20 protein-coding genes and 1 tRNA gene are annotated in these 19,910 nt (G+C 73.6%); 13 read left to right on the top strand and 8 right to left on the bottom strand.

Annotated elements, in window-relative coordinates; genetic code table 11:
* Positions 1-52: 52 nt before the first annotated feature.
* The 3 genes from AB0O00_RS12160 to AB0O00_RS12150 all read right to left on the bottom strand — a co-directional run bounded on the left by AB0O00_RS12160 (position 53) and on the right by AB0O00_RS12150 (position 1,287).
* Positions 53-136 (bottom strand) — tRNA-Leu (locus AB0O00_RS12160).
* A gap of 58 nt (positions 137-194) precedes the next feature.
* Positions 195-329, bottom strand: coding sequence for a DUF397 domain-containing protein (locus AB0O00_RS12155; protein WP_363650802.1), 135 nt, complete (start codon positions 327-329; stop codon positions 195-197).
* Positions 289-1,287 (bottom strand): helix-turn-helix transcriptional regulator, encoded by a 999-nt coding sequence (locus AB0O00_RS12150; protein ID WP_363650800.1) that lies wholly within the window; start codon positions 1,285-1,287, stop codon positions 289-291. The genes AB0O00_RS12155 and AB0O00_RS12150 overlap by 41 nt, the downstream gene beginning before the upstream one ends.
* 108 nt (positions 1,288-1,395) lie before the next feature.
* On the opposite strand from AB0O00_RS12150, the gene AB0O00_RS12145 reads away from it, so the two are divergent.
* The 3 genes from AB0O00_RS12145 to AB0O00_RS12135 are packed head-to-tail and all read left to right on the top strand — an operon-like array spanning position 1,396 to position 2,931.
* Positions 1,396-1,839: an ATP-binding protein gene (locus tag AB0O00_RS12145; RefSeq protein ID WP_363650798.1), complete on the top strand. Its 444-nt coding sequence runs from the start codon at positions 1,396-1,398 to the stop codon at positions 1,837-1,839.
* A gap of 9 nt (positions 1,840-1,848) precedes the next feature.
* Positions 1,849-2,409: a hypothetical protein gene (locus AB0O00_RS12140; RefSeq protein WP_363650796.1), complete on the top strand. Its 561-nt coding sequence runs from the start codon at positions 1,849-1,851 to the stop codon at positions 2,407-2,409.
* Between the two features lie 36 nt (positions 2,410-2,445).
* Positions 2,446-2,931, top strand: coding sequence for a hypothetical protein (locus tag AB0O00_RS12135; protein WP_363650794.1), 486 nt, complete (start codon positions 2,446-2,448; stop codon positions 2,929-2,931).
* Between the two features lie 100 nt (positions 2,932-3,031).
* Here AB0O00_RS12135 and AB0O00_RS12130 read toward each other — a convergent pair whose 3' ends face one another.
* Together AB0O00_RS12130 and AB0O00_RS12125 are read right to left on the bottom strand one after the other, a co-directional pair.
* On the bottom strand, positions 3,032-3,823 hold the full coding sequence (locus tag AB0O00_RS12130; RefSeq protein ID WP_363650792.1) for an alpha/beta hydrolase: 792 nt from the start codon (positions 3,821-3,823) through the stop codon (positions 3,032-3,034).
* A 118-nt stretch (positions 3,824-3,941) separates the two neighbouring features.
* The gene (locus AB0O00_RS12125; RefSeq protein WP_363650790.1) at positions 3,942-4,571 is read right to left on the bottom strand and encodes a hypothetical protein; all 630 of its coding nucleotides are present in this window, start codon (positions 4,569-4,571) and stop codon (positions 3,942-3,944) included.
* 360 nt (positions 4,572-4,931) lie between these two features.
* Here AB0O00_RS12125 and AB0O00_RS12120 point away from each other — a divergent pair, with 360 nt between their 5' ends.
* Entirely contained in the window at positions 4,932-5,246 is a 315-nt protein-coding gene (locus AB0O00_RS12120) for a hypothetical protein (RefSeq protein ID WP_363650788.1), read from the top strand.
* Positions 5,243-5,377, top strand: a complete 135-nt coding sequence (locus AB0O00_RS12115) for a hypothetical protein (protein ID WP_363650786.1) — start codon at positions 5,243-5,245, stop codon at positions 5,375-5,377. Before AB0O00_RS12120 ends, AB0O00_RS12115 begins: the two co-directional genes overlap by 4 nt.
* A gap of 635 nt (positions 5,378-6,012) precedes the next feature.
* Here the strand turns inward: AB0O00_RS12115 and AB0O00_RS12110 are convergent.
* Complete coding sequence (locus AB0O00_RS12110; protein ID WP_363650784.1) at positions 6,013-6,969, bottom strand: helix-turn-helix domain-containing protein; 957 nt, start codon at positions 6,967-6,969, stop codon at positions 6,013-6,015.
* A gap of 71 nt (positions 6,970-7,040) precedes the next feature.
* Between AB0O00_RS12110 and AB0O00_RS12105 the strand changes: the two genes are divergently transcribed.
* Both AB0O00_RS12105 and AB0O00_RS12100 read left to right on the top strand, forming a co-directional pair.
* On the top strand, positions 7,041-7,646 hold the full coding sequence (locus AB0O00_RS12105) for a cysteine hydrolase family protein (RefSeq protein ID WP_363650783.1): 606 nt from the start codon (positions 7,041-7,043) through the stop codon (positions 7,644-7,646).
* Between the two features lie 90 nt (positions 7,647-7,736).
* Positions 7,737-8,648, top strand: coding sequence for a sigma-70 family RNA polymerase sigma factor (locus AB0O00_RS12100; protein ID WP_363650781.1), 912 nt, complete (start codon positions 7,737-7,739; stop codon positions 8,646-8,648).
* 57 nt (positions 8,649-8,705) lie between these two features.
* Here the strand turns inward: AB0O00_RS12100 and AB0O00_RS12095 are convergent, their stop codons facing one another.
* Both AB0O00_RS12095 and AB0O00_RS12090 read right to left on the bottom strand, forming a co-directional pair.
* Positions 8,706-9,224, bottom strand: a complete 519-nt coding sequence (locus tag AB0O00_RS12095; protein ID WP_363650778.1) for a DinB family protein — start codon at positions 9,222-9,224, stop codon at positions 8,706-8,708.
* Between the two features lie 49 nt (positions 9,225-9,273).
* Positions 9,274-9,849, bottom strand: coding sequence for a nucleosidase (locus tag AB0O00_RS12090; protein WP_363650776.1), 576 nt, complete (start codon positions 9,847-9,849; stop codon positions 9,274-9,276).
* A 652-nt stretch (positions 9,850-10,501) separates the two neighbouring features.
* Between AB0O00_RS12090 and AB0O00_RS12085 the strand changes: the two genes are divergently transcribed.
* The 6 genes from AB0O00_RS12085 (at position 10,502) to AB0O00_RS12060 (ending at position 19,698) form a co-directional block, all read left to right on the top strand.
* On the top strand, positions 10,502-11,821 hold the full coding sequence (locus AB0O00_RS12085) for a hypothetical protein (protein ID WP_363650775.1): 1,320 nt from the start codon (positions 10,502-10,504) through the stop codon (positions 11,819-11,821).
* Between the two features lie 16 nt (positions 11,822-11,837).
* A complete protein-coding gene (locus tag AB0O00_RS12080) occupies positions 11,838-12,791 on the top strand; it encodes a glutamate ABC transporter substrate-binding protein (RefSeq protein ID WP_363650773.1) in 954 nt (317 codons plus the stop codon).
* A gap of 191 nt (positions 12,792-12,982) precedes the next feature.
* The gene (locus AB0O00_RS12075; RefSeq protein ID WP_363650771.1) at positions 12,983-14,335 is read left to right on the top strand and encodes a hypothetical protein; all 1,353 of its coding nucleotides are present in this window, start codon (positions 12,983-12,985) and stop codon (positions 14,333-14,335) included.
* Positions 14,336-14,340: 5 nt separating this feature from the next.
* Positions 14,341-16,881 carry a tetratricopeptide repeat protein gene (locus AB0O00_RS12070; protein ID WP_363650770.1) on the top strand — a complete coding sequence of 847 codons (2,541 nt, stop codon included), beginning with the start codon at positions 14,341-14,343 and terminating at the stop codon, positions 16,879-16,881.
* Between the two features lie 3 nt (positions 16,882-16,884).
* Entirely contained in the window at positions 16,885-18,231 is a 1,347-nt protein-coding gene (locus tag AB0O00_RS12065) for a PP2C family serine/threonine-protein phosphatase (protein ID WP_363650768.1), read from the top strand.
* Between the two features lie 111 nt (positions 18,232-18,342).
* Positions 18,343-19,698 (top strand): VWA domain-containing protein, encoded by a 1,356-nt coding sequence (locus AB0O00_RS12060; protein WP_363650766.1) that lies wholly within the window; start codon positions 18,343-18,345, stop codon positions 19,696-19,698.
* Positions 19,699-19,910: the final 212 nt, after the last annotated feature.

Here is a 19,910-nt window from a genome sequence, read left to right as displayed (position 1 = left end):
CAAACCGACATTCTGTCGGTTTGACCGGCCACATTGGGTCGGTTGACCTGTGTGCGCGAGGGGGGAGTTGAACCCCCACGCCCTTTCGGGCACTGGAACCTGAATCCAGCGCGTCTGCCTATTCCGCCACCCGCGCATCTGGGTGATGGGTTAAGCATAGACCACGTGGAGGGGTGCTTCCGACCACGTTTTGGCTAGGCGGGGAAGGCGCCGGCGCGGACGGCGGAGACGAAGGACTCCCAGGCGGGGGCGGAGAAGACGAGGGCCGGGCCGTGCGGGTCCTTGGAGTCACGCACTGGGACGACGCCGGGAAGGAATCCGGGGGCCATCTCGATGCAGCTGCCGCCGTCGTTGCCGCTGTAGCTGCTCTTCCGCCAGGCGGCTGCGGCGAGCTCGTTGCTCATCATCTCTGAAACCCTCCAGCGCCTCGGCAATCAGCCGAAGCGAGTCGCTCTCTGACAGGCACTCAGACCGAAGCTGATCATAGTAGCGCTGGTACTTGACCACATTGGCTGAATCAGCGCTCAGGTGCCCCAGTTCGAGGCTCTCCGAGTAGATCATCCGCTCCCCATCCGGCAGCTCCAGCAACGCCATAGGCGTCTTGATGAAGGTTCGCCGGTGCGAGAACGGCGCCACGTGAATGACGACGTTCGAAAGTTGGGCCACCCGCAGAAGGTGTTCCAGCTGGCATCTCATCACAGTCGGCCCGCCCACGACCGTGCGGATGGTGCTCTCATCGAGGATGACGAGCAGCAGCGGTCCATCCGGCTCAAGAAAGCGGCTCTGCCGACTGAGTCGGGCCCTGGTCAGTTCCTCGATTTCCTCCGGCTTGCCAGCTGCATCGCCAGTCTCGAAGAGCGCTCGCGCGTACTGCCAGCACTGCAACAAGCCATACATCACGCCGTCTTGGTACGCCCGCAGCCCGATGGAGACGGCCTCCTGGTCCACGTACTCCTGGAACCAGTCCGGGTGCTCGATCGACGCCTCCCAGTCGACCCGGCTGTACAGCCGCATCAGCAGGTCACCGGTGTTCAACAGCCGACCGTACTCCTCGACTTCCTCGACCGGCGGCTTCCGCCTGCCGCCCTCGGTCCGCGTGATGACCGTCCGGTCGCAGTGCAGGAGCTTGCCCAGCTCCTCCTGCGTGAAGCCCGCCGCCTTGCGCGCGTGCCGGAGCTCCTCGCCGAACAGGACCGCCGAACTCGCGGTCGGCCGCTTGGCCTTCGGTGGTGTCATCACAGCCCCCAGATGTGCGGTGCTCGCCAAACACACGGTTTTGGTCGCCACCGTAACTCCGGCACCGGGACCATTGAGACCAGAACGCAATCATTCGCATGCACAGCGTGATCGCGCGCTCCTCCCTCACTCCCCCGTCCGCCCCGAGGTGCCCCCGCCATGCTCAAAACCGCCCGCCGGCCCCGCACGTTCGCCGCTCGCCTCGACTCCCGGCCCTTCTCCACGCCCATCGCGCGCCACCTGCTCCGCGCGTACCTCTCCGCCCTCCCCTCCGGCGACCGCTACTCCGACATCGCCGAACTGCTCCTCTCCGAGCTGTTCTCCAACGCCGTCCAGCACTCCGACGCGCCCGCCGACCGTCTGATCGAAATCCGCTTCGCCCTCATCCACGACCGCCTCCGACTCGAAGTCCACGACGCCGGCACCGGCCGCCCCTCCCTCCTCTCCACCACCCCCACCAGCGAGCACGGACGCGGCCTGCACCTCGTCGACGAACTCGCCGAGCGCTGGGGTTGTTGCCCCCGCGCGGGCGGGATCGGCAAGTTCGTGTGGGCCCTCATCGCCCCCACCCCCACGCCTACTCGCGTCCTCCTCGCCGTCTGAAGGCCCCCGATGCAGCTCTCCACCCTCGCCCGGCGCCTCTTCGACACCGGCGCCACCCCCGCCGACGCCTACGCGACCCTCGCCCGCCGCACCCGCGAGCCCGCCACCGCCGCCCGGGCCGTCTGCCTTGCCCTCGGCATCCCCGCCGACGAGACGACCCGCCGCATCGACGAGTGCCACAGCGCCCTCCTCGCCGACCCCCGCCCCGACTCCGAGGCCGACACCGGCGAACTCCTCGAAGCCCTCGGCGTCTTCGACGTCCCCGTCCCCCTGGACGCCCGCGACCTCGCCGTCGTCGACCAGTTCCTCATCGCCATCGACGCCCTCGGTGCGTCCATCCGCGCCGGCCACCGGCACGGCCTCGCCCGCTGGTTCACCACCGGCAACCTCACCGCCGCCTACCCCTCCCTCGCCGCCACCCACCCCCGCCCCGGCACCGGCGACCCCGCCCACTACTGGCCGGCCCTCGTCACCGCCGGCGAGCTCCTCGCCTCCCACACCCCACCCGACCCCCGCATCAAGCCCGCCCTCGCCCGCTGCCGCGCCCACGCGGAGGTGGTGCCCCGGTGATGTACTGATCCCCAACGAGCAGTCACCAAGGAACCGTTGGGGGATTCAGTGTTCCGCTTCCTCGCCGACGAATGGGACGTCCCGTTCGCCACCCTTCGCAATCGGCCGACCGAGTGGATACCCGTGCACACCTCGCAGGAATTCGACGGCTTCCTCTGGTGCCTCGACCTCAACTACTACAACTCCGGCCGCACCGTGACCATCCAGACCGCACGCCCCCTCCCCGGGCACGAACGCGTGGGCCCGGGGAGCACGCCCGAGTCCGAGCTGTGGAAGTTCATCGCCGACTCCCACCGGATCGGGCCCGTCCCCCCGGACTTCGACGTCACCACCGGCTACACGGGCCAGGACATCGAGTTCGAGGGTGTGAGCTTCCCCGTCCACGTCCACCAGGCGCACGGATGCAGCAGCACCCGGATCCCGCTCCTCGTCGACGGCGGCTCCGTCATCGTCACCGCCGCCGACGAGCACTGGGCCACTGCCACCGACCTCGTGCTGAACCGTTTCACCCCCCGCCGCTGACTTCACCCCAAGGTGGGGTTTGGCTCAACGAACCCCGAGCCGGGTGCCGAAAGGCCAACGGGGCGGCGGAGCTGAGGGCCGCCGCCCCACCCGGCACCGGTCACACCGTGGCGAGGAACTCCCGCACCACACCGTGGAATTCGTCCGCGGCGGTGGTGATGAGCAGGTGGTCCGCGTCCAGCTCCGCCAAGGCCGTACCCGGGCGGCGAGCGACCATCTCGGCGGCCAGGTCGTCCGGGATGGCGCCCGCGCCGGGCCGCGTGCCGCGCACCAGGAGCGCTGGGCAGGTGGTGGCCGTCCAGTCCGCCCAGTGGTTGCCGTGGACGTCCGCCTCGGAGGCGTACATGTCCAGCGGGTGGAACGGGAGCCGCCAACTGCCGTCGGCGCCCTCCCGCAGCCGGTCCTCGAAGTACGGCGCGGCGGGGCCGAGGGCGGCGACGAGCGCGTCCCGACTGGAGGCGTCGTACGGCAGGTCGAGCAGGAAGGCCAGCGGGTGGCTCCCGTCCAGCCCGAGCGCGGCGGGGCCCTCGACGTTCACCAGGGCCTCGACCCGCTCGGGGTGCCGGGCCGCGAACTGGTAGGCGTTGACGGCGCCGAGCGAGTGTCCGAGCAGCACGACGCTCTCCAGCCCGAGGTGGTCGAGCAGCGCCTCGACGTCGGCGAGGTACCCCTCCCGCGCGTAGTCCTCGGCGCGGTCGGAGTCGCCCTGCCCGCGCTGGTCGGGCGCGATGACCCGCCACTGCGGCCCGAGCGCGGCGGCGAGCGGCGCGAAGACGGCGCCCTCGGAGAGGTGGCCGTGCAGGGCGAGCAGCGGGCGGCCGGTGCCGCCGAAGTCGAGGTAGGAGAGCCGGCGGCCGTCGATGACGAGCTCGGAGCGGATGGCGTCGTTCATGGTGATTCCCCCTGTGGAACAGCCGATGACGAGACGATACCCAGAGGTCAGACGATCGTGCAATACATTTGTCTGACACGTTCGTCCAGATCGCCTCGGCCGAGACAGGGGTTCCGGCTCAGCCCTTCCGCGCCACGGTGAAGTACCCCGTGGCGTCCACCGAGAGCGTGAGCACGGTGCCGTACCGGGCCCGCGCCTCCGCGACGCTCCCCTTCGGGTCGCTCTCACACCGGTGGTAGATCTCCGTGGCGTACTGCGCATCGCAGGGCTTGGGCTCCTCGACCACGTTCACCAGCGGCAGGCCCTGCCGGTCCCAGTCGATCCCGAGCCCCGGCGCCTTCAGCGCCGGGCTCGCCATCAGCCGGCCGTCCGTGAAACGACCTTGGTCATGGAGGTACTTGATGGCGTAGCGGATCGTGCCGGCCGCATAGGCGTCCTCCTGCCCGTCCGCGTCCTGCGGCCCCCAGGCCGTGAGCCCGGCATTGCGGATCCCCGGCAGAACGGCGGCGACGTCACCGCCCCGGACGCCGAAGTAGGCAGTGGCGGCCATGTTGCAGGACAGCACCGGACGAGCGGGGCTGCGGTCGTCGAGCCAGTCGCGGCGCTGCGCGAAGCAGTCGTCACCGAACCGGGTGAACACCGGCTCCAGCCCCGCGACCCCGCCCAGGCGTGCGATCTTCGCCCGGATCCCCGCCTCGGCCGCCGCCCGCCGCTCCTCCGCCTGCTGGGACGTGGCCTTCCCCCGCAACTCGTCGTCCCCCGGATCGTGAGAACACCCTGCCACCACCCCCACCAACACAGCCACGAGCGCCAACCCGCCCATCCGACGCCACCCGAACACACTGCCTCCCCGACTGGTCCCGTCCGCCCCAACTCTCCTGACACGAACGGCCCGGCACATGAGTACGGGTACTCAGATCCGCACGGAGCAGGAAGTCGGCGGGCCCGACTTCCTGCTCCGCTACCCCAACTCTCTCTGGACGAACAGCCGCCCCTAAACGATCCCGAGGCCGGAAGGCCACGGCACCCGGCGGCCACAGGGACACCGCAAGTAGCCTTCAGCGAGCAACCGCACACATGTCCGACTTTCCTGGGGTAGGGAAAGACCTTGGCCGACAACAACATGACCGTGGCACCGACCGACCTACGAGCGTCCGCAGGTCTCGCGGGAACCCTGAGCGAGGAGCTCGATTCTCCGATCCGGAACGCGGTGGAGACCAGCTCCACCGTCTCCGGCCGGCTCGCCGGATGGTCCATAGCCAACGGACTCGGCCAGTTGGGCACCGGCTGGGCCGCACCCCTGGGAACCCTGAAGCAGCGGCTCGCGGACACCGCCACAAGTCTTAACGCGAACGCCGACGCCCACACGCGCAACGAACAAGCCACCGCCGACGGCTGGTCAGCGAAGAAGGACGCCAAGTGAGCAGCGCCTACGACCTTCTGATGCGGTTCGATCCGCACGGCCTGCACGACGCCGCGAAGGCCTGGAAAGCCCTGGGCCACACCATGGAGACAACCGGCCAGCGCCACCGCAACCAGGTCAACGGCCTCTGATGCAAGGCTGGACCGGCGCGGACGCGGACGCGGCGAAACCGTTCATGGTGAAGACCGAACAGCAACTGGACATCGTGCGGATGGAGTCGGAGACCGCCGCCCTGATCCTGAACACCGTCGCCGACCGCATCTACCAGGCACAGACGAACCTCACCAACGCCGTCCACCGCGCGACGGAAGCCGGTCTGACCGTCTCCGCCGACGGCGTCGCCGCCGTCCCGCCCGAAGACCGGGGCGACCACAACGACCCGGACGCACAAGAGGCACGCCGCCAACTCGCCACGCTGCGGAAGGACTACCAGGACCGCGTCGACGCCGCACTGAAGGCCGCCCAGACCGCCGGCGACCAGGGCCACAACGCCCTCGTCCGCCTCAGTGCCAACACCCTGGACCCTTCCCGCGCGAACGGCTCCCTGGCCGAGGCCCGCACCGCGGCCGCGGGCGCCATGAGGGACCTCGGCCTGGTCGACCCGTACATCCCCGACGGCAAGGACCCCGCGAAGAACGCAGCGTGGTGGAACGGCCTCACCCAGGGCCAGCGGGAGACATACCTCGCCCTCGACGCCGCCAGGATCGGCAACCTCGACGGCCTCCCGGCCACCGCCCGGGACGAGGCCAACCGGTTCCCCCTCCTCCTAGGCCTCCTCCCGGCCGCGGAAGGCCCGGCGGTATTCGCGTGGGGGTACGCCGACGCGGGTCGTGAAGGCGGGGCGCAGCGATACCGCCGAGGCGAAGCCGCAGCGGGTGGCGACGGTGTCGACGGGGAGGTCCGTCTCCTCCAGCAGGCGCTGGGCGGCCAGGACGCGCTGTTCGAGGAGCCAGCGCAGCGGGCTGGTGCCGGTGGTCTCGGTGAAGCGGCGGGCGAAGGTGCGTTCGGACATCAGGGCGGCGGCGGCCATGTCCCGGACCGTCCACGGGGTGTCGAGGGAGGCGAGGATCTCGGCGCGGGCGGCGGCGAGCGGATCGGAGGCACGCTCCGGCACCGGGGACGGGATGAACTGGGCCTGCCCGCCCGCCCGGAACGGCGCGGTGACCATGGCGCGGGCGATCGTCGCGGCCGCCCGCTGGCCGTGGGCGGCGCGGACCAGGTGCAGGCACAGGTCGATGCCGGCGGCGACGCCGGCGGACGTCCACAGGCCGTCGCCGCCGGTGAACAGCACCTCGGGGTGCACCTCCACCGCCGGGAAGCGGCGGGCGAGTTCGGGGGCGAGCGCCCAGTGGGTGGTGGCCTCCCGGCCGTCCAGCAGGCCCGCCTCCGCGAGGACGAACGCGCCCGCGCAGAGCGAGGCGATCGGCACCCCGCAGGCGTGCGCGTGCCGCAGGGCGGCGAGGACGGCGGGCGCCCGGACGGCCGACGGGTCCTCGACGCCCGGCACGAGGACGAGGTCGCAGTCCGCCAACGCGTCCAGGCCGAAGTCCGGCACCCGTTCGAGCCCGCCGCCGAGCCGCACGCGCGCCCCCTCGGGCCCGCACACGCGCAGGTCGAAGGCCGGCAGCCCGGGGCGGCTCGCCCGGTTCACCCACACCTCGCCGATCACCGCGTAGTCGAAGGCCCGCACCCCGTCGAAGACCAGACACCCCACCGATCGCATGGCAGGAATCTATCGATGGGTGGCACCGGCGCCACTCACGCCCGTCCCGCCGGCGCCGCCACGATGGACGCATGACGAACACCGACGCCTTCGACGCCCCGCTCGCCCTCGACCCCGACGCCGTCCTGATCGTGATCGACGTCCAGAAGGGCTTCGAGGACCACGGCTTCTGGGGCCCGCGCGACAACCCGCAGGCCGAGCAGCGGATCGCCGAGCTGATCGCCGCCTGGCAGGCGACCGACCGGCCGATCGTCACCGTCCAGCACGCCTCCCGGGTGGGGCCGCTGGTGGAGGGGACGCCCGGCTACGAGCTCAAGGACTTCGTCGCCGCGGTCACGCCCGACCTCCACATCACGAAGACCGTCAACTCCGCCTTCTACGGCACCCCCGACCTGCACGCCTGGCTCCAGGCGCGCGGCGCGCGGCAGGTGGTGATCACCGGGATCATCACGAACGTCTGCAACGAGACCACCGCCCGCATGGCCGGCAACCTCGGCTACGACGCCGTCTTCCCCGCCGACGCGATGCACGCCTTCGACATGACCGGCCCGGACGGCGTGACCGTCCCCGCCGCCGAACTCGCCCGCGCCACCGCCACCGTGCTGCACGCGATGCGGTTCGCGAAGGTGGTCACGACGGAGGCCGTGCTGAAGGCCGCCGCCGGACCCGGAGCTTGATCTCCGGGCGGGAACGGTTAGGTTGCCTGTTGCTTCAGCTTCAGTTTCAGCTTCAACCAGCGCCGCCGACGGGGACGAGGAAAAGACACGGTGAATCAGAGAACCGCACCTGCCGACCAGTTCGAGGAGCACCGGTCCCACCTGCGTGCCGTCGCGTACCGGATGCTCGGCTCGATCGCGGAGGCCGAGGACGCCGTCCAGGAGACGTGGCTGCGCTACGACCGCACCGAGACCGGTGAGGTCACGAACCTCGGGGCCTGGCTGACCACGGTGGTCTCCCGCGTCTGCCTGAACCTGCTGCGCTCGCGCGCGCAGCGGCGGGAGGAGCCGCTGGAGACGGGCGAGGACGGCTCGGCGGGCGCGCCGCGCATCCCGGACCCGATCCTCGGGCGGCCGGGCGTGGTGGACCCGGAGCAGGAGGTGATGCTCGCGGACTCCGTCGGCCTGGCGCTGATGGTGGTGATGGAGTCGCTGGCACCCGCCGAGCGGGTCGCGTTCGTGCTGCACGACATGTTCGCGGTGCCGTTCGAGGAGATCGCGCCGCTGATCGAGAAGACCGCCGCCGCCACCCGCCAGCTGGCCAGCCGGGCCCGCCGCAAGGTGCAGGGGCAGGCGCCCGCGCCGGACAAGGACCTGAGCGGGCAGCGGGCGGCGGTGGACGCGTTCTTCGCGGCGGCGCGCGAGGGCGACCTCGGGGCGCTGGTGGCCGTGCTCGACCCGGACGTCGTGCTGCGCTCGGACGGCGGCGCGGCGCGGGCCCGGCCGTCGGTGGTGCTCGCGGGGGCGTCGACGGTGGCCGGGCAGGCGGTGCTGTGGGGCAAGCTGGCGCCGTACGCGCAGCCGGCGCTCGTCAACGGCACGGCGGGTGCGGTCGTCATCGGGCTGGGCGGCAAGCCGATGTCCGTCATGGCGTTCACGGTCGTGGGGGGCGCGATCGTCGCGATCGACGTGCTGAACGACCCGGAGCGGCTGGCCGCGCTGGACCTTTCGCTGTTCGCCTGAAAGCAGTGGGCGGGCTCCCACAACGGGAGCCCGCCCGGCCTCAACGCCCGCCCGACCTCAGCGCCCGACCGCGCCGTCCAGCTGTTCGCGGATGATGTCCGCGTGCCCGGCGTGCCTGCCGGTTTCCTCGATCATGTGGACGAGCACCCAGCGCAGCGACGGCGCCTCGCCGTCCGGCCGCAGCGAGCGCACGCCCGGCCGGTCGAGGTCGGCGCCGACCTGCGCGGCGACGGCGTTCGACCGGGCGACCGCCTCGCGGTAGGCGGCGATCTCGTCCGCCACCGTGGCGCCGTCGAGCGGGAGTTCGTCGGTCTCCAGCGGCTTCTCGCCCTCGCCCCGGTACGCCCACGCGAACCAGTTGTGCTCGACCACGGCGAGGTGCCGGACCAGCCAGAGCAGGCTCGTCCCGGAGGCGACCCCGGGGCGGCGGGCGTCCTCGTCCGCGAGGCCGGCGAGCTTGGCGATCACCGACTCGCGCAGGTAGTCGAGGAAGGTGAGCAGGGTGGTCGGCTCGTCGGCGTTGACACCGGGCGGGCGGACGTCGGGGCGCGGGGAGGGCGCGGCGTTCTCGGTCACCGCGCCACCCTAGTCACGCCGGGTCCGCGCCCGGAAGCCCGAAAGCCCGTCACCAGCCCTGTGCGCCGACCCACTTGGCGAGGTGGCGGGCGCAGTCGTCGACCGACTCGCGCCAGGAGTGGGCGGCGCCGTCGCCGGCCTCGTCGCTCACGTGCTTGACCAGGCGCACCGGCAGGCCGGCCCGGTGGGCGACGGTGGCGACGGCGTAGCCCTCCATGTCGACGAGGTCGGCGTGCTCGGCGAGGCGGTCGCGGGCGGCCGGGTCGGAGACGAAGAGGTCGCCGGTGGCGAGGATCGGGCCCTCGCCCTTGCCGACCACGAGCGGGGCGCCGTAGGTGCGGCCGGTGAGGGCCAGCAGGGCGGGCGAGTCGAGGTCGTGCTGGATCACCTGGGTCACGTGGTGGGTGCCCTCCCAGCCGGGGCGCAGCGCGCCGGCCGTGCCGAGGTTGATCACCTCGGAGGGCAGCTCGCCGCGGGCGAGGACGGTGGCGAGCGCGGCGGCGGCGTTGACCTTCCCTATTCCGGTGAGCAGCACGGGCAGCCGGTCGTCCAGGTGGGCGGCCTCCTCGCGGACGGCGACGACGAGCAGCGGGCGGTCGGGGGCGATCGTTCCAACTAGGCGCATGGCCCCATCGTACGGAGCACGGGCACGGGAGCCCCGGCGGCGGCAGCCGAACGGGCAGGCGGAGCGCTGCCCGCGAACGGCACAGGGCGCGGACCGGGACGACCGGGGCGCACGGCCCACGACCACACGGCCCACGACCCACACGGCGCGCGCCCCGGGAACCGCGCGGGCCCCGATCCGCGTCGCAGCGAGCGCCGCCCGCCTCCATACGAACGCACGAGCGCCCGAACGTCCACGCACAGGCACGTCCGTACAAAGGCACGTCCGTACACACGAACGTCCGTACACGCGCACGTCCGCATCCGCGCACGTCCGCACGATCGCACGTGGCGCCACGCGGGAATCGCATGAAGAATTCGCGGAGGCGGCGGGCCCCACCTGTGCACGGCGAAGCTCAAGATCGGCGCAACTCGGGTGTGGCCGGGGGGAGTCACGGCCATACTGCTGGCATCGGCCGGGCCCCGCAGAACGGGCCGGGCCCCAGGGGAGGATGAGGCGGGTGGCGACACCAAGAGGTAGCGGCGCGGCGGGCGCCGTGGTTCCGGCACGGCCGAACCGTCCGCCGGCGGCACCGGGCCGGCCGGGCGCCCCCGCACCGCGGCCCGGCGGGGCGGCGGCGGGGCGGCGGCCGTCCGCGCTGTCGCCGTCGGGCGTGAAGGCGCGGCTGGCGCGCGCCGCGCGGACCGCGCCGGGGCGGCTGCGGCTGGCCGGGGCGGTGCTGGCGGTGCTCACGGTGGCGTTCGGCGGGCTGAGCGCGTGGCAGCTGGAGAGCCGGGCGCAGGCCGCCGAGCGGGTGGTGTCCTACAGCCAGCCGCTCAGCCAGGCCGCCGCGGACATCCACCGTTCGCTCGCGGACGCGGACACCACCGCGGCCACCGGCTTCCTGCTCGCGGGCACCGAGCCGAAGGCCGTCCGGGACCGCTACGAGCAGGACCTCTCGACGGCCGCCCGGCTGGTCGCCGAGGCCGCCGCCCGGACGACCGCCTCCTCCCCCGCGCAGGGCTCGCTGGCCCGGCTCAACCAGCAACTCCCCGTCTACGCGGGCCTGGTGGAGAGCGCGCGGGCGGACAACCGGCTGGGCTTCCCGCTCGGCGGCGCCTACCTGCGCTACGCCTCGGAGCAGATGCGCACCGTGCTGCTGCCGGCCGCCGCCGAGCTGACGGCGTTCGAGAACAAGGAGCTCGCCGACGACTACGACGAGGCGAAGTCCGCGCCCTGGGCCGGGTACGCGCTCGGGGTGGTCACCCTCGGCGCGCTGGTCTGGGTGCAGGTGATGCTGTTCCGCCGCACCAACCGGGTGTTCAACGTCGGCCTGATGGGCGCCGGCGCCGCCGTCCTCGCGGGCGCGCTCTGGCTGGCCGTCACCGGCGCCACGACGAGCGCCGCGCTGGACGACAGCGACCGGGACGGCGCGACCCCGCTGCGCGCCCTCAACACCGCGCGGGTGGACGTGCTGACGGCCCGCCTGGCGGAGAACCTGCACTACGTCGCCCGCGGCTCGACGACCAAGTACGCGGAGCTGTGGTCCGCGACGACGACGCACCTGTCCCAGAACGCGCCCCAGGACACCCCCGAGGAGTCCCGCTCCGGCTCGCTGCCCGAGGCGTTCCGGCTCGCGCCGGCGTCCGCGAAGGGCACCATCGGCGACGCGGCGAAGCAGTACGACGAGTGGTCCCGCCGGCACGACGCGGCGAAGAAGCTGGAGACGGACAACGCCGACTACCAGGGCGCCCTGGACGCGACGGTGACCGCCGACCAGGCCAAGGCGCCGGGCACCGCCGACGCCGCGTTCAACGCGACCGACCAGCAGCTCGCCAAGGCCGCCGACGCCGAGCAGGGGCAGTTCCACCAGGCCGCCGACGGCACCGACGGCGACCTGCGCACCACCGCCGCCGCGGTCGCCGTCCTCGGCCTGCTGGCCGCCGCGGCGGCGCTGCGCGGCCTCGGCCGCCGACTGGCCGAGTACCGGTAGAGGGGGGAACGGAGACATGCGCAAGGGGACCGCACGGACCCGCACGGTGACGGCGCTGGCGCTGCTGGCGGCCTGCGCCGCCGTGCTCGGCGGGGGAGGCCCGTCCGGCGCCGCACCACTGGCCGCGCAGGCACCGCAGCAGCCGCAGGCACCGCAGGCACCGCAGGCCGAGCCCTGCGACATCTACAAGAGCGTCCCGCCGAGCACCGAGGACGGCCCGGCGGTGCAGGCCGTCAAGGCCCGGCGCAGCCTGGTGATCGGCGTGGACCAGAACAGCTTCCGCTGGGGCGCCCGCAACCCGAACACCGGCCAGATCGAGGGCTTCGACATCGACCTCGCCCGCGCGATCGGCGCCGCCATCATGGGCGACCCGAACAAGGTCGTGCTCAAGCCGGTGGCGACGGCCGACCGGATCGACGCCATCAAGAAGGGCCGGGTCGACCTGATCGTCCGCACCATGACGATCAACTGCAAGCGGATGGAGGACGTGGCCTTCTCCAAGCCGTACTTCAACATCACCCAGCGGGTCCTGGTGCCCCGGTCGTCCCCGGCGAAGAACCTCGACGACGCGATCACCGGCAAGACCGTGTGCGCCGCCAACGGCTCCACGGCCGCGACGGTGCTGAAGGAGGTCAAGAAGGTCGCCAAGCAGGTCGTCCCGGTCGAGAACCAGCTGGACTGCCTGGTCCTCATGCAGCTCGGCAAGGTCGACGCCACGATGACCGACGACGGCCTCGCGGCCGGCCAGGCCGCTCAGGACCAGACCGTGCGGATCGTGGACGGCGAGGCGCAGCCCGAGGTCATCGGCGTCGCGATGCTCAAGACCAGCCCCGATCTCACCGCGCGGGTCAACCAGGTGCTCGCCGACTACTACGCGAGCGGCGCCTGGCGCAGCTCGTACGAGCGGTGGCTCAAGCCGTACATGCTCAACGACGCCGAGCACTACTGGCCGGGGACGACGGCTCGGTGAAGGTCCCGCTGACGGACCAGCAAGGCACCATCCGCGCCCGCGGGCCGTTGACGCCGTCTTGACGCCCCGCGCCCGCTCCGGCCGAAGGAGCACCGGCTAGGGTTCGGGACGATCACCACGGGGAGACCCGTCGTGCACGGGGAGATCCGACACCCGTCAGGGACGGATCGGTGAAGGAAGGATGGACGGCGGTGGCATCTGCTGGCCCGGTACTGAACCGGGAGGAGGTGGACCGCGCGCTCGCGCGCCTCGGCGCGGAGCGCGACGCGGTCGAGTCGGCACTGCTGGCCCTGCAGGACCACCCGGGCCTGCGGCTGCTGGACGGCGCCGAGCTGTCCGGGCGGACGCAGGAGCGCTGGGCCGTCGCCGGGAAGGGCCTGCCGCTGCTGTGGGCGCTGTTCGACCGGTACGCGGAGGCGCTCGCCTCGGCGCGCGCCGTACGGGCCCGCAAGGCCAAGCCCGGCGCGGCCGAACTCGCCGAGCTGAGCGAGCTGTTGACCGGCGACGCGGTGACCGTCCCGGGCGGCGCGCTGCCCGACGGGCCGCAGCTGCTCGGCGCGCCCGCCAAGCTGGTCGAGCGGGTCAGCCTGGACGCGCTGATGGCCAGGATGAACTCCTGGTACGCCACCGTCCTGGAGGTGGTCAGCGCCGCCGACGCGGTGTGGTCCGCGCTGCCGGCCCGGATCGACCTGCTGCTCGCCGAGCTGCACCGGGTGCAGACGCTCGCCGCCTCGCTCGGCGTCCACGCCGCCACCCACCCGCTGGGCGACGACCTGGCCGGGCTGGCCGCCGACCTGACGGACCTGCGCACCGAGGTGCGCGGCGACCCGCTCGCGCTGTGGCGCCCGGCCCGGGTGCCCGCCCAGCGCGGCACCGTGCCGGAGGGCAGCGCGTTCGCCTCCCCGTCCGGGGTGGTGGACACCGAGCGCTTCGACCGGGCCGGGCGGGCGCTGGACGGCGTCCGGCTGGAGCTGGAGAACCTGCTGCGGCTGCGCGACGACGCCGAGGAGCGCCTCCAGGGCGTCGGCGACCTGCTCCAGCGGGCCGACGCGACGCTCGGCGAGGCCCGCCGGGCGCGCGGCGAGGTGCTGGCGAAGATAGCCGCCAGCGACGTCCCCGCCGTGCCGGGCCCGGCCTCGGCGCTGCGCGAACGGATCGTCGTGGCACTGGAGTTGCGCCAGGCCGGGCAGTGGGGCCGGCTGGCGCCGCTGCTGGACGCGCTGGAGGACGCGGCCGCGAAGGAGCTGGCCCGCGCCCGCCAGTCGCTGACCGAGGTCACCCAGCCGCTCGCCGTGCGGGCGGAACTGCGCGGCCGGCTGGACGCCTACAAGGCGATGGCCGCGCGGCTGCGGGTGGCCGAGGACCCGGAAGTGATCGAGCGGTACGAGAAGGCGCGCTGGCTGCTGTGGAGCGCGCCCTGCGACCTGCGGGCGGCGGCCGCCGCGGTGGCCCGCTTCCAGCAGTCGCTGCGGCCGGCGCACGCCGAGTCCGCACCCGAGGAGGCCGGCCAGACGCCGGTCGACGGACAGGTCCAGGGGGGCTGAGGTTGATGGGCGAGGCGTGCACACGGCCGGATTGCACCGGCAACGGGACGATCGACGCCGACGGCTACTGCGACGAGTGCGGGCTGGCCCCGGTGGGCGGCACCACCACTGCCACCGCACCTCCCGGGACGGCGGCGGGCCCCGGCTCGCCCTGCCCGCGCGACTGCTCTGGCACGATCGACGCGGACGGCTACTGCGACGAGTGCGGCCTCACCGCACCCGGCGACGGCACCGGCATCACCCAGCCGTACGTGCCCTCGGCCCGGGTCGCCCCGGACACCGGCCACTCGGTCCGCTCGATGTCGGCCCGCACCGGCTCCTCCCGCTCGATGTCCGGCCGCTCCCGCTCGCACCGCTCGACCCGCACCGGCAGCAGCCGCTCGGTCTCGGTGCGCAGCACCCGCGGCAGCGTCAGCGCGGGCACCCGCAACCGGCTCGGCGCCGGCCTGGTGACCGTCCCGACCGTGGAGACCGCCGACCCGTCCCTCGCGGTGCTGGACAACCCCGAGGTGCCCGAGCGCAAGCGCTTCTGCGCCAAGTGCGAGGCGCCGGTGGGCCGGCAGAAGGACGGCCGCCCGGGCCGCCCGGACGGCTTCTGCACCAAGTGCGGCACGCCGTACTCGTTCACGCCCAAGCTGCGCCGCGGGGACCTCGTCGGCGGGCAGTACGAGGTCGTGGGCTGCCTCGCGCACGGCGGCCTCGGCTGGATCTACCTCGCGGTGGACCGCCGGGTCAACGACAAGTGGGTCGTCCTCAAGGGCCTGCTGAACACCGGCGACGAGGACGCGCTGGCCGCGGCCGTCGCCGAGCGGCGCTTCCTGGCCGAGGTGGACCACCCGAACATCGTCCGGATCATCAACTTCGCCGAGCACCTGGACCTTTCGTCCGGCTCCACGGACGGCTACATCGTCATGGAGTACGTCGGCGGCAAGTCGCTCAAGGACATCGCCAACGACCGCCGCACCCCGGACGGCCGGCGCGAGCCGCTGCCGGTCGAGGTGGCGATCGCGTACGCGCTGGAGGCGCTGCCGGCGCTCGGGTACCTGCACGGGCGGGGCCTGATCTACTGCGACTTCAAGATCGACAACGTGATCCAAAGCGGCGACGCGCTCAAGATCATCGACATGGGCGCGGTCTGCCGCCTCGACCACGACGGCCCGATCTACGGCACCGTCGGCTACCAGGCCCCCGAGATCGCGAGCCTCGGCCCCTCCCCCGCCTCCGACCTCTACACCGTGGCCCGCACCCTCGCGGTGCTCACCTTCGACTTCCAGGGCTACAGCACCACCTACCGCGACTCGCTGCCCGGCCCCGAGGACGTCGAGGTCTTCGCCAGGTACGAGTCGTACTACCGCTTCCTGGTCCGCGCCACCGACCCGGATCCGGCCCGCCGCTTCGCCTCCGCCGAGGAGATGGCCGACCAGCTCACCGGCGTCCTGCGGGAGGTCCTCGCCCTCCAGGACGGCCGGGCCCGGCCCGCGCTCTCCACCCTGTTCGGGCCCGAACTGCGCGTTGTCGACACCGAGTTGGTGCTGCCCACCGAGCAGGCCGGACAGCTCAGGGTGGCCGCCCTCGACCCGGCCGCCGCCGCCCTCGCGCTACCCGTCCCCCGGGTCGACCCCGGCGACCCCAACGCGGGCTTCCTCGCGACCCTGCTCGCCACCGACCCCCAGGAGGCGCTCGCCGCCCTGGCCGGCGCGCCCGCCGACTCCGCCGAGCGCCGGCTGCGCGAACTGCGCGCCCTGCTCGAACTCGGGCGCCACGACGAGGCCCTGGCCGCGCTCGCGGTGCTGGAGCAGGACCACTCCGACGACTGGCGGGTCGTCTGGTACCGCGGCCTCGCCGCCCTCGTCGGCGCCGCCGCCGAAGCCGGTGCCGCCGCCGAAGCCGGTGCGCCCGCCGAAGCCGGTGCGCCCGGCGAGGCCTCGCTGCGGGCCGCCGCCGAGGCCTTCGACGCCGTCTACGACGCCTTCCCCGGCGAGAGCGCCCCCAAGCTGGCCCTCGCCATCTGCGCCGAACTGCTCGGCGACGGCGGAGACGCGGCCGAGTTCTACCGGCTCGTCTGGACCACCGACCAGTCCTACCTCAGCGCCGCCTTCGGCCTCGCCCGGGTCCACCTCGGCGAGGGGGAGCGCCCCGACGCCGTCCGAGTCCTGGAGTCCGTCCCGGCCACCTCCAGCCAGTACACCGCGGCCCGCATCGCCGCCGTCCGGGCCCGGCTGCGCGAGCGCACCGCCACCGAGCCGATCGGCGCCGACCTCGCGGCCGGCTCCGACCAGCTGACGGCCCTGAAGCTGGACGACCGGCGCCGCGAGGAGCTGTCCGTCGAGGTGCTCAGGGCCGCCCTCGGCTGGGTCACCGCCGGCGCCGCCGGGGCCGGCCAGGACGGGCGGCCGACCGTGCTGGGACGCCCCGCCGACGAGCGGGAACTGCGCTTCGCCCTGGAACAGTCCTACCGGGTACTCGCCCGGTTGGCCGACCGGGCCGAGACCAGGATCGAGATGGTGGAGCGGGCCAACCGCGCCCGCCCCAGGACGTGGGTGTAGCCGATGCCGCAGCAGACCGTGTGCCCGAGCTGTTCCGAACCGCTGGACCCGGAGGACGCCTTCTGCGGCGCCTGCGGGACCGGCCGGGACAGCCGGCCCGCCCCGGGCGCGATGCCCGCGGGCTGGGCCTCCCCCCACGCCGAGTCCGTCCCCGCGCAGCAGCACGGGCCGGTCTGCGTCCACTGCGGGCTGCCGCAGGTCGGCGCCGACGGCTACTGCGAGGCCTGCGGCGGCGCCCAGCCGCGCCCGCGCGACCACATGGAGAAGTCCCTCGCGGGCGTCGCCGGGGTCAGCGACCGCGGCGTGCGCCACCACCGCAACGAGGACTCCTTCACCGTCGCCGCGACCTCGCTGCCCGGCGGCGAGCCCGTCGTCGTCGCCGTCGTGTGCGACGGCGTCTCCTCCTCCGACCGCCCGGACGAGGCCTCCGAGACCGCCGTCGACGCCGCCTCCGAGTCGCTGCTGAGCGCCCTGGAGGCCGGCACCGAGCCGGACACCGCCATGCGCCGGGCCATCGCCGACGCCGCCAAGGCCGTCGCCGACCTCGCCGGCGCCGGCGCCGGACCCGCCCGGCCCGACCTCAACGCGCCCGCCTGCACCTACGTCAGCGCCATCGCGGCCGCCGGCCGGGTCACCATCGGCTGGGTCGGCGACACCCGCGCCTACTGGATCCCGGACGACCGGGCCGCCGCCGAGCCCTTCCGGCTCACCCAGGACGACTCCTGGGCGGCCCGGATGGTCGAGGCCGGGCTCATGGGCGAGGCCGAGGCCTACGCCGACCCGCGCGCCCACGCGATCACCGGCTGGCTCGGCGCCGACGCCGAGGAGGTCGTGCCGCACACGCTCGACTTCACCCCGCACGTCCCGGGCGTGCTGCTGATCTGCACCGACGGCCTGTGGAACTACGCCGAGGCCGCCACCGACCTCGCCTACTACGTCCGGCCGGACGCCAGGACCGAACCGCTCGCGGCGGCGCAGGCCCTGGTGAAGTTCGCGGTCGCCGCCGGCGGCCACGACAACATCACCGTCGCCGTGCTGCCGATCGACCCGCCCGCCCGTCTCGGCGCCCAGGACACCGAGAACGCCGAGCAGACCCCGACCGCCCTCGACCTGCCGGTGATCACCCCGGCCGGCGCGCGCCCGGACCCGGAGGACGACCCCGACTACGAGCCGACCCTGCCGGACCTCCCGGTGATCGGCTCCCCCGCGGCCCCGCTGCCGCCCCGGGTGCCGCCGGCACCGGCCGCACCGCCCGTGCCTCCGGCGCCGCCCGCGCCGCCCACCGGCCCGCCGGGCGCGCCCGCGCTGCCGACCGTCCCGCCGCAGCCGCCGCACCCGCCGACGGCCTGACGGCCCCGCGGCCCGACGGCCCGCCCCACCCCGCCCCGCCCGGCCCGAGCGCCGGGCGGGCCCACCGACCGACCCGCATCGACCCTTCATCCCGACGGGAGCCACCGGCCCATGGCAACACTGGCTAAGCCGAACCTGCCCAGGTTCGACGTGGACATCTTCCAGAACGAGTTCCTCGCCGACGGCGCCCGCGAGGTCAACGCCATCGTCACCGTCACCGCGACCGGCGGCGGCACCACCGGCGGCCGCCCGCTCGGCATCGCCGACGCCGGGACGCAGGGCGCCGGCAACGCCGCCGCCGTGGTGCTCCTGGTCGACTGCTCCGGCTCGATGGACTACCCGAAGAGCAAGATCAACGGCGCCCGCGAGGCCACCGCCGCCGCCATCGACACCCTGCGCGACGGCACCGCCTTCGCCGTCGTCGCCGGCACCCACGAGGCCCGCGACATCTACCCGGGCGACGGCACCCTCGCGATCGCCTCCGCCGGCACCCGCGAGCAGGCCAAGGAGGCGCTGCGCCGCCTCACCGCGGCCGGCGGAACCGCCATGGGCACCTGGCTCGCCAAGGCCGACAAGCTCTTCCTGACCCGCCGCGACATCGCCATCCGGCACGCCATCCTGCTCACCGACGGCAACAACGAGCACGAGTCGGCGCAGGACCTCGCCCGCAACATCGAGCGCGTCACCGGCCACTTCACCGCCGACTGCCGCGGCGTGGGCACCGACTGGCGGATCGACGAGCTGCGCAAGATCTCCTCCGCGCTGCTCGGCACCGTCGACATCGTCGCCGAACCCGCGGGCCTCGCCGACGACTTCCGCTCGATGATGGCCGGCGCGATGGGCAAGCAGGTCGCCGACGTCGCGCTGCGGATCTGGACCCCGGCCAACGCCTCGGTCAAGTTCGTCAAGCAGGTCGCCCCGAGCGTCGAGGACCTCACCGCCCGCCGCGCCGAGGCCGGACCGCGGGCCGGCGACTACCCGACCGGCTCCTGGGGCGACGAGAGCCGCGACTACCACGTGTGCGTCGAGGTCCCGGCCGCCTCCATCGGCAACGAGATGCTCGCCGCCCGGGTCAGCCTGGTGCTGCCCCCGCAGGCCGCCGGCGGCACCCCCGAGGTGCTCTCGCAGGGTCTCGTCAAGGCCGTCTGGACGGACGACCTCGCCTCCTCCACCCGGATCAGCCCGCAGGTCGCCCACTACACCGGGCAGGCCGAGCTCGCCTCCTCCATCCAGGAGGGCCTGGAGGCGCACCGCGCCGGCGACGTCGACACCGCGACCGCCAAGCTCGGCGCCGCCGTCCGGATCGCCCACGCGACCGGCAACGAGGGCACCTACAAGCTGCTCCAGAAGGTGGTGGACGTCGTGGACGCGAAGGAGGGTACGGTTCGGTTCCGTAAGAACGTGAGCGAGGCCGACTCGATGACGCTCGAGACCCGGTCGACGAAGACCGTCCGTGTGAAGAAGTGACCGTTACCGCTGAAGACGTGACCGGGCCGCGGCCCGGCGCGACCGCCGCCCCAAGCCGGCACGAACTGAGGGGGACCTGATGCCGATCTGCCCGAGGGGCCATGAGTCGCAGGCCGAGGACTGGTGCGACTTCTGCGGCTTTCCGATGACTCCGCCGCCCCCGGCCCCGCCCGGGGCCCACCCGGGGGCGTACGGAGCCGCGCCCGCGCCCG

This window comes from Kitasatospora sp. NPDC093558, assembly GCF_040683475.1.
Taxonomy (GTDB): domain Bacteria; phylum Actinomycetota; class Actinomycetes; order Streptomycetales; family Streptomycetaceae; genus Kitasatospora.
Note: the sequence above shows the minus strand (reverse complement) of the source record. Positions and strands in the feature narration are given on the sequence as shown.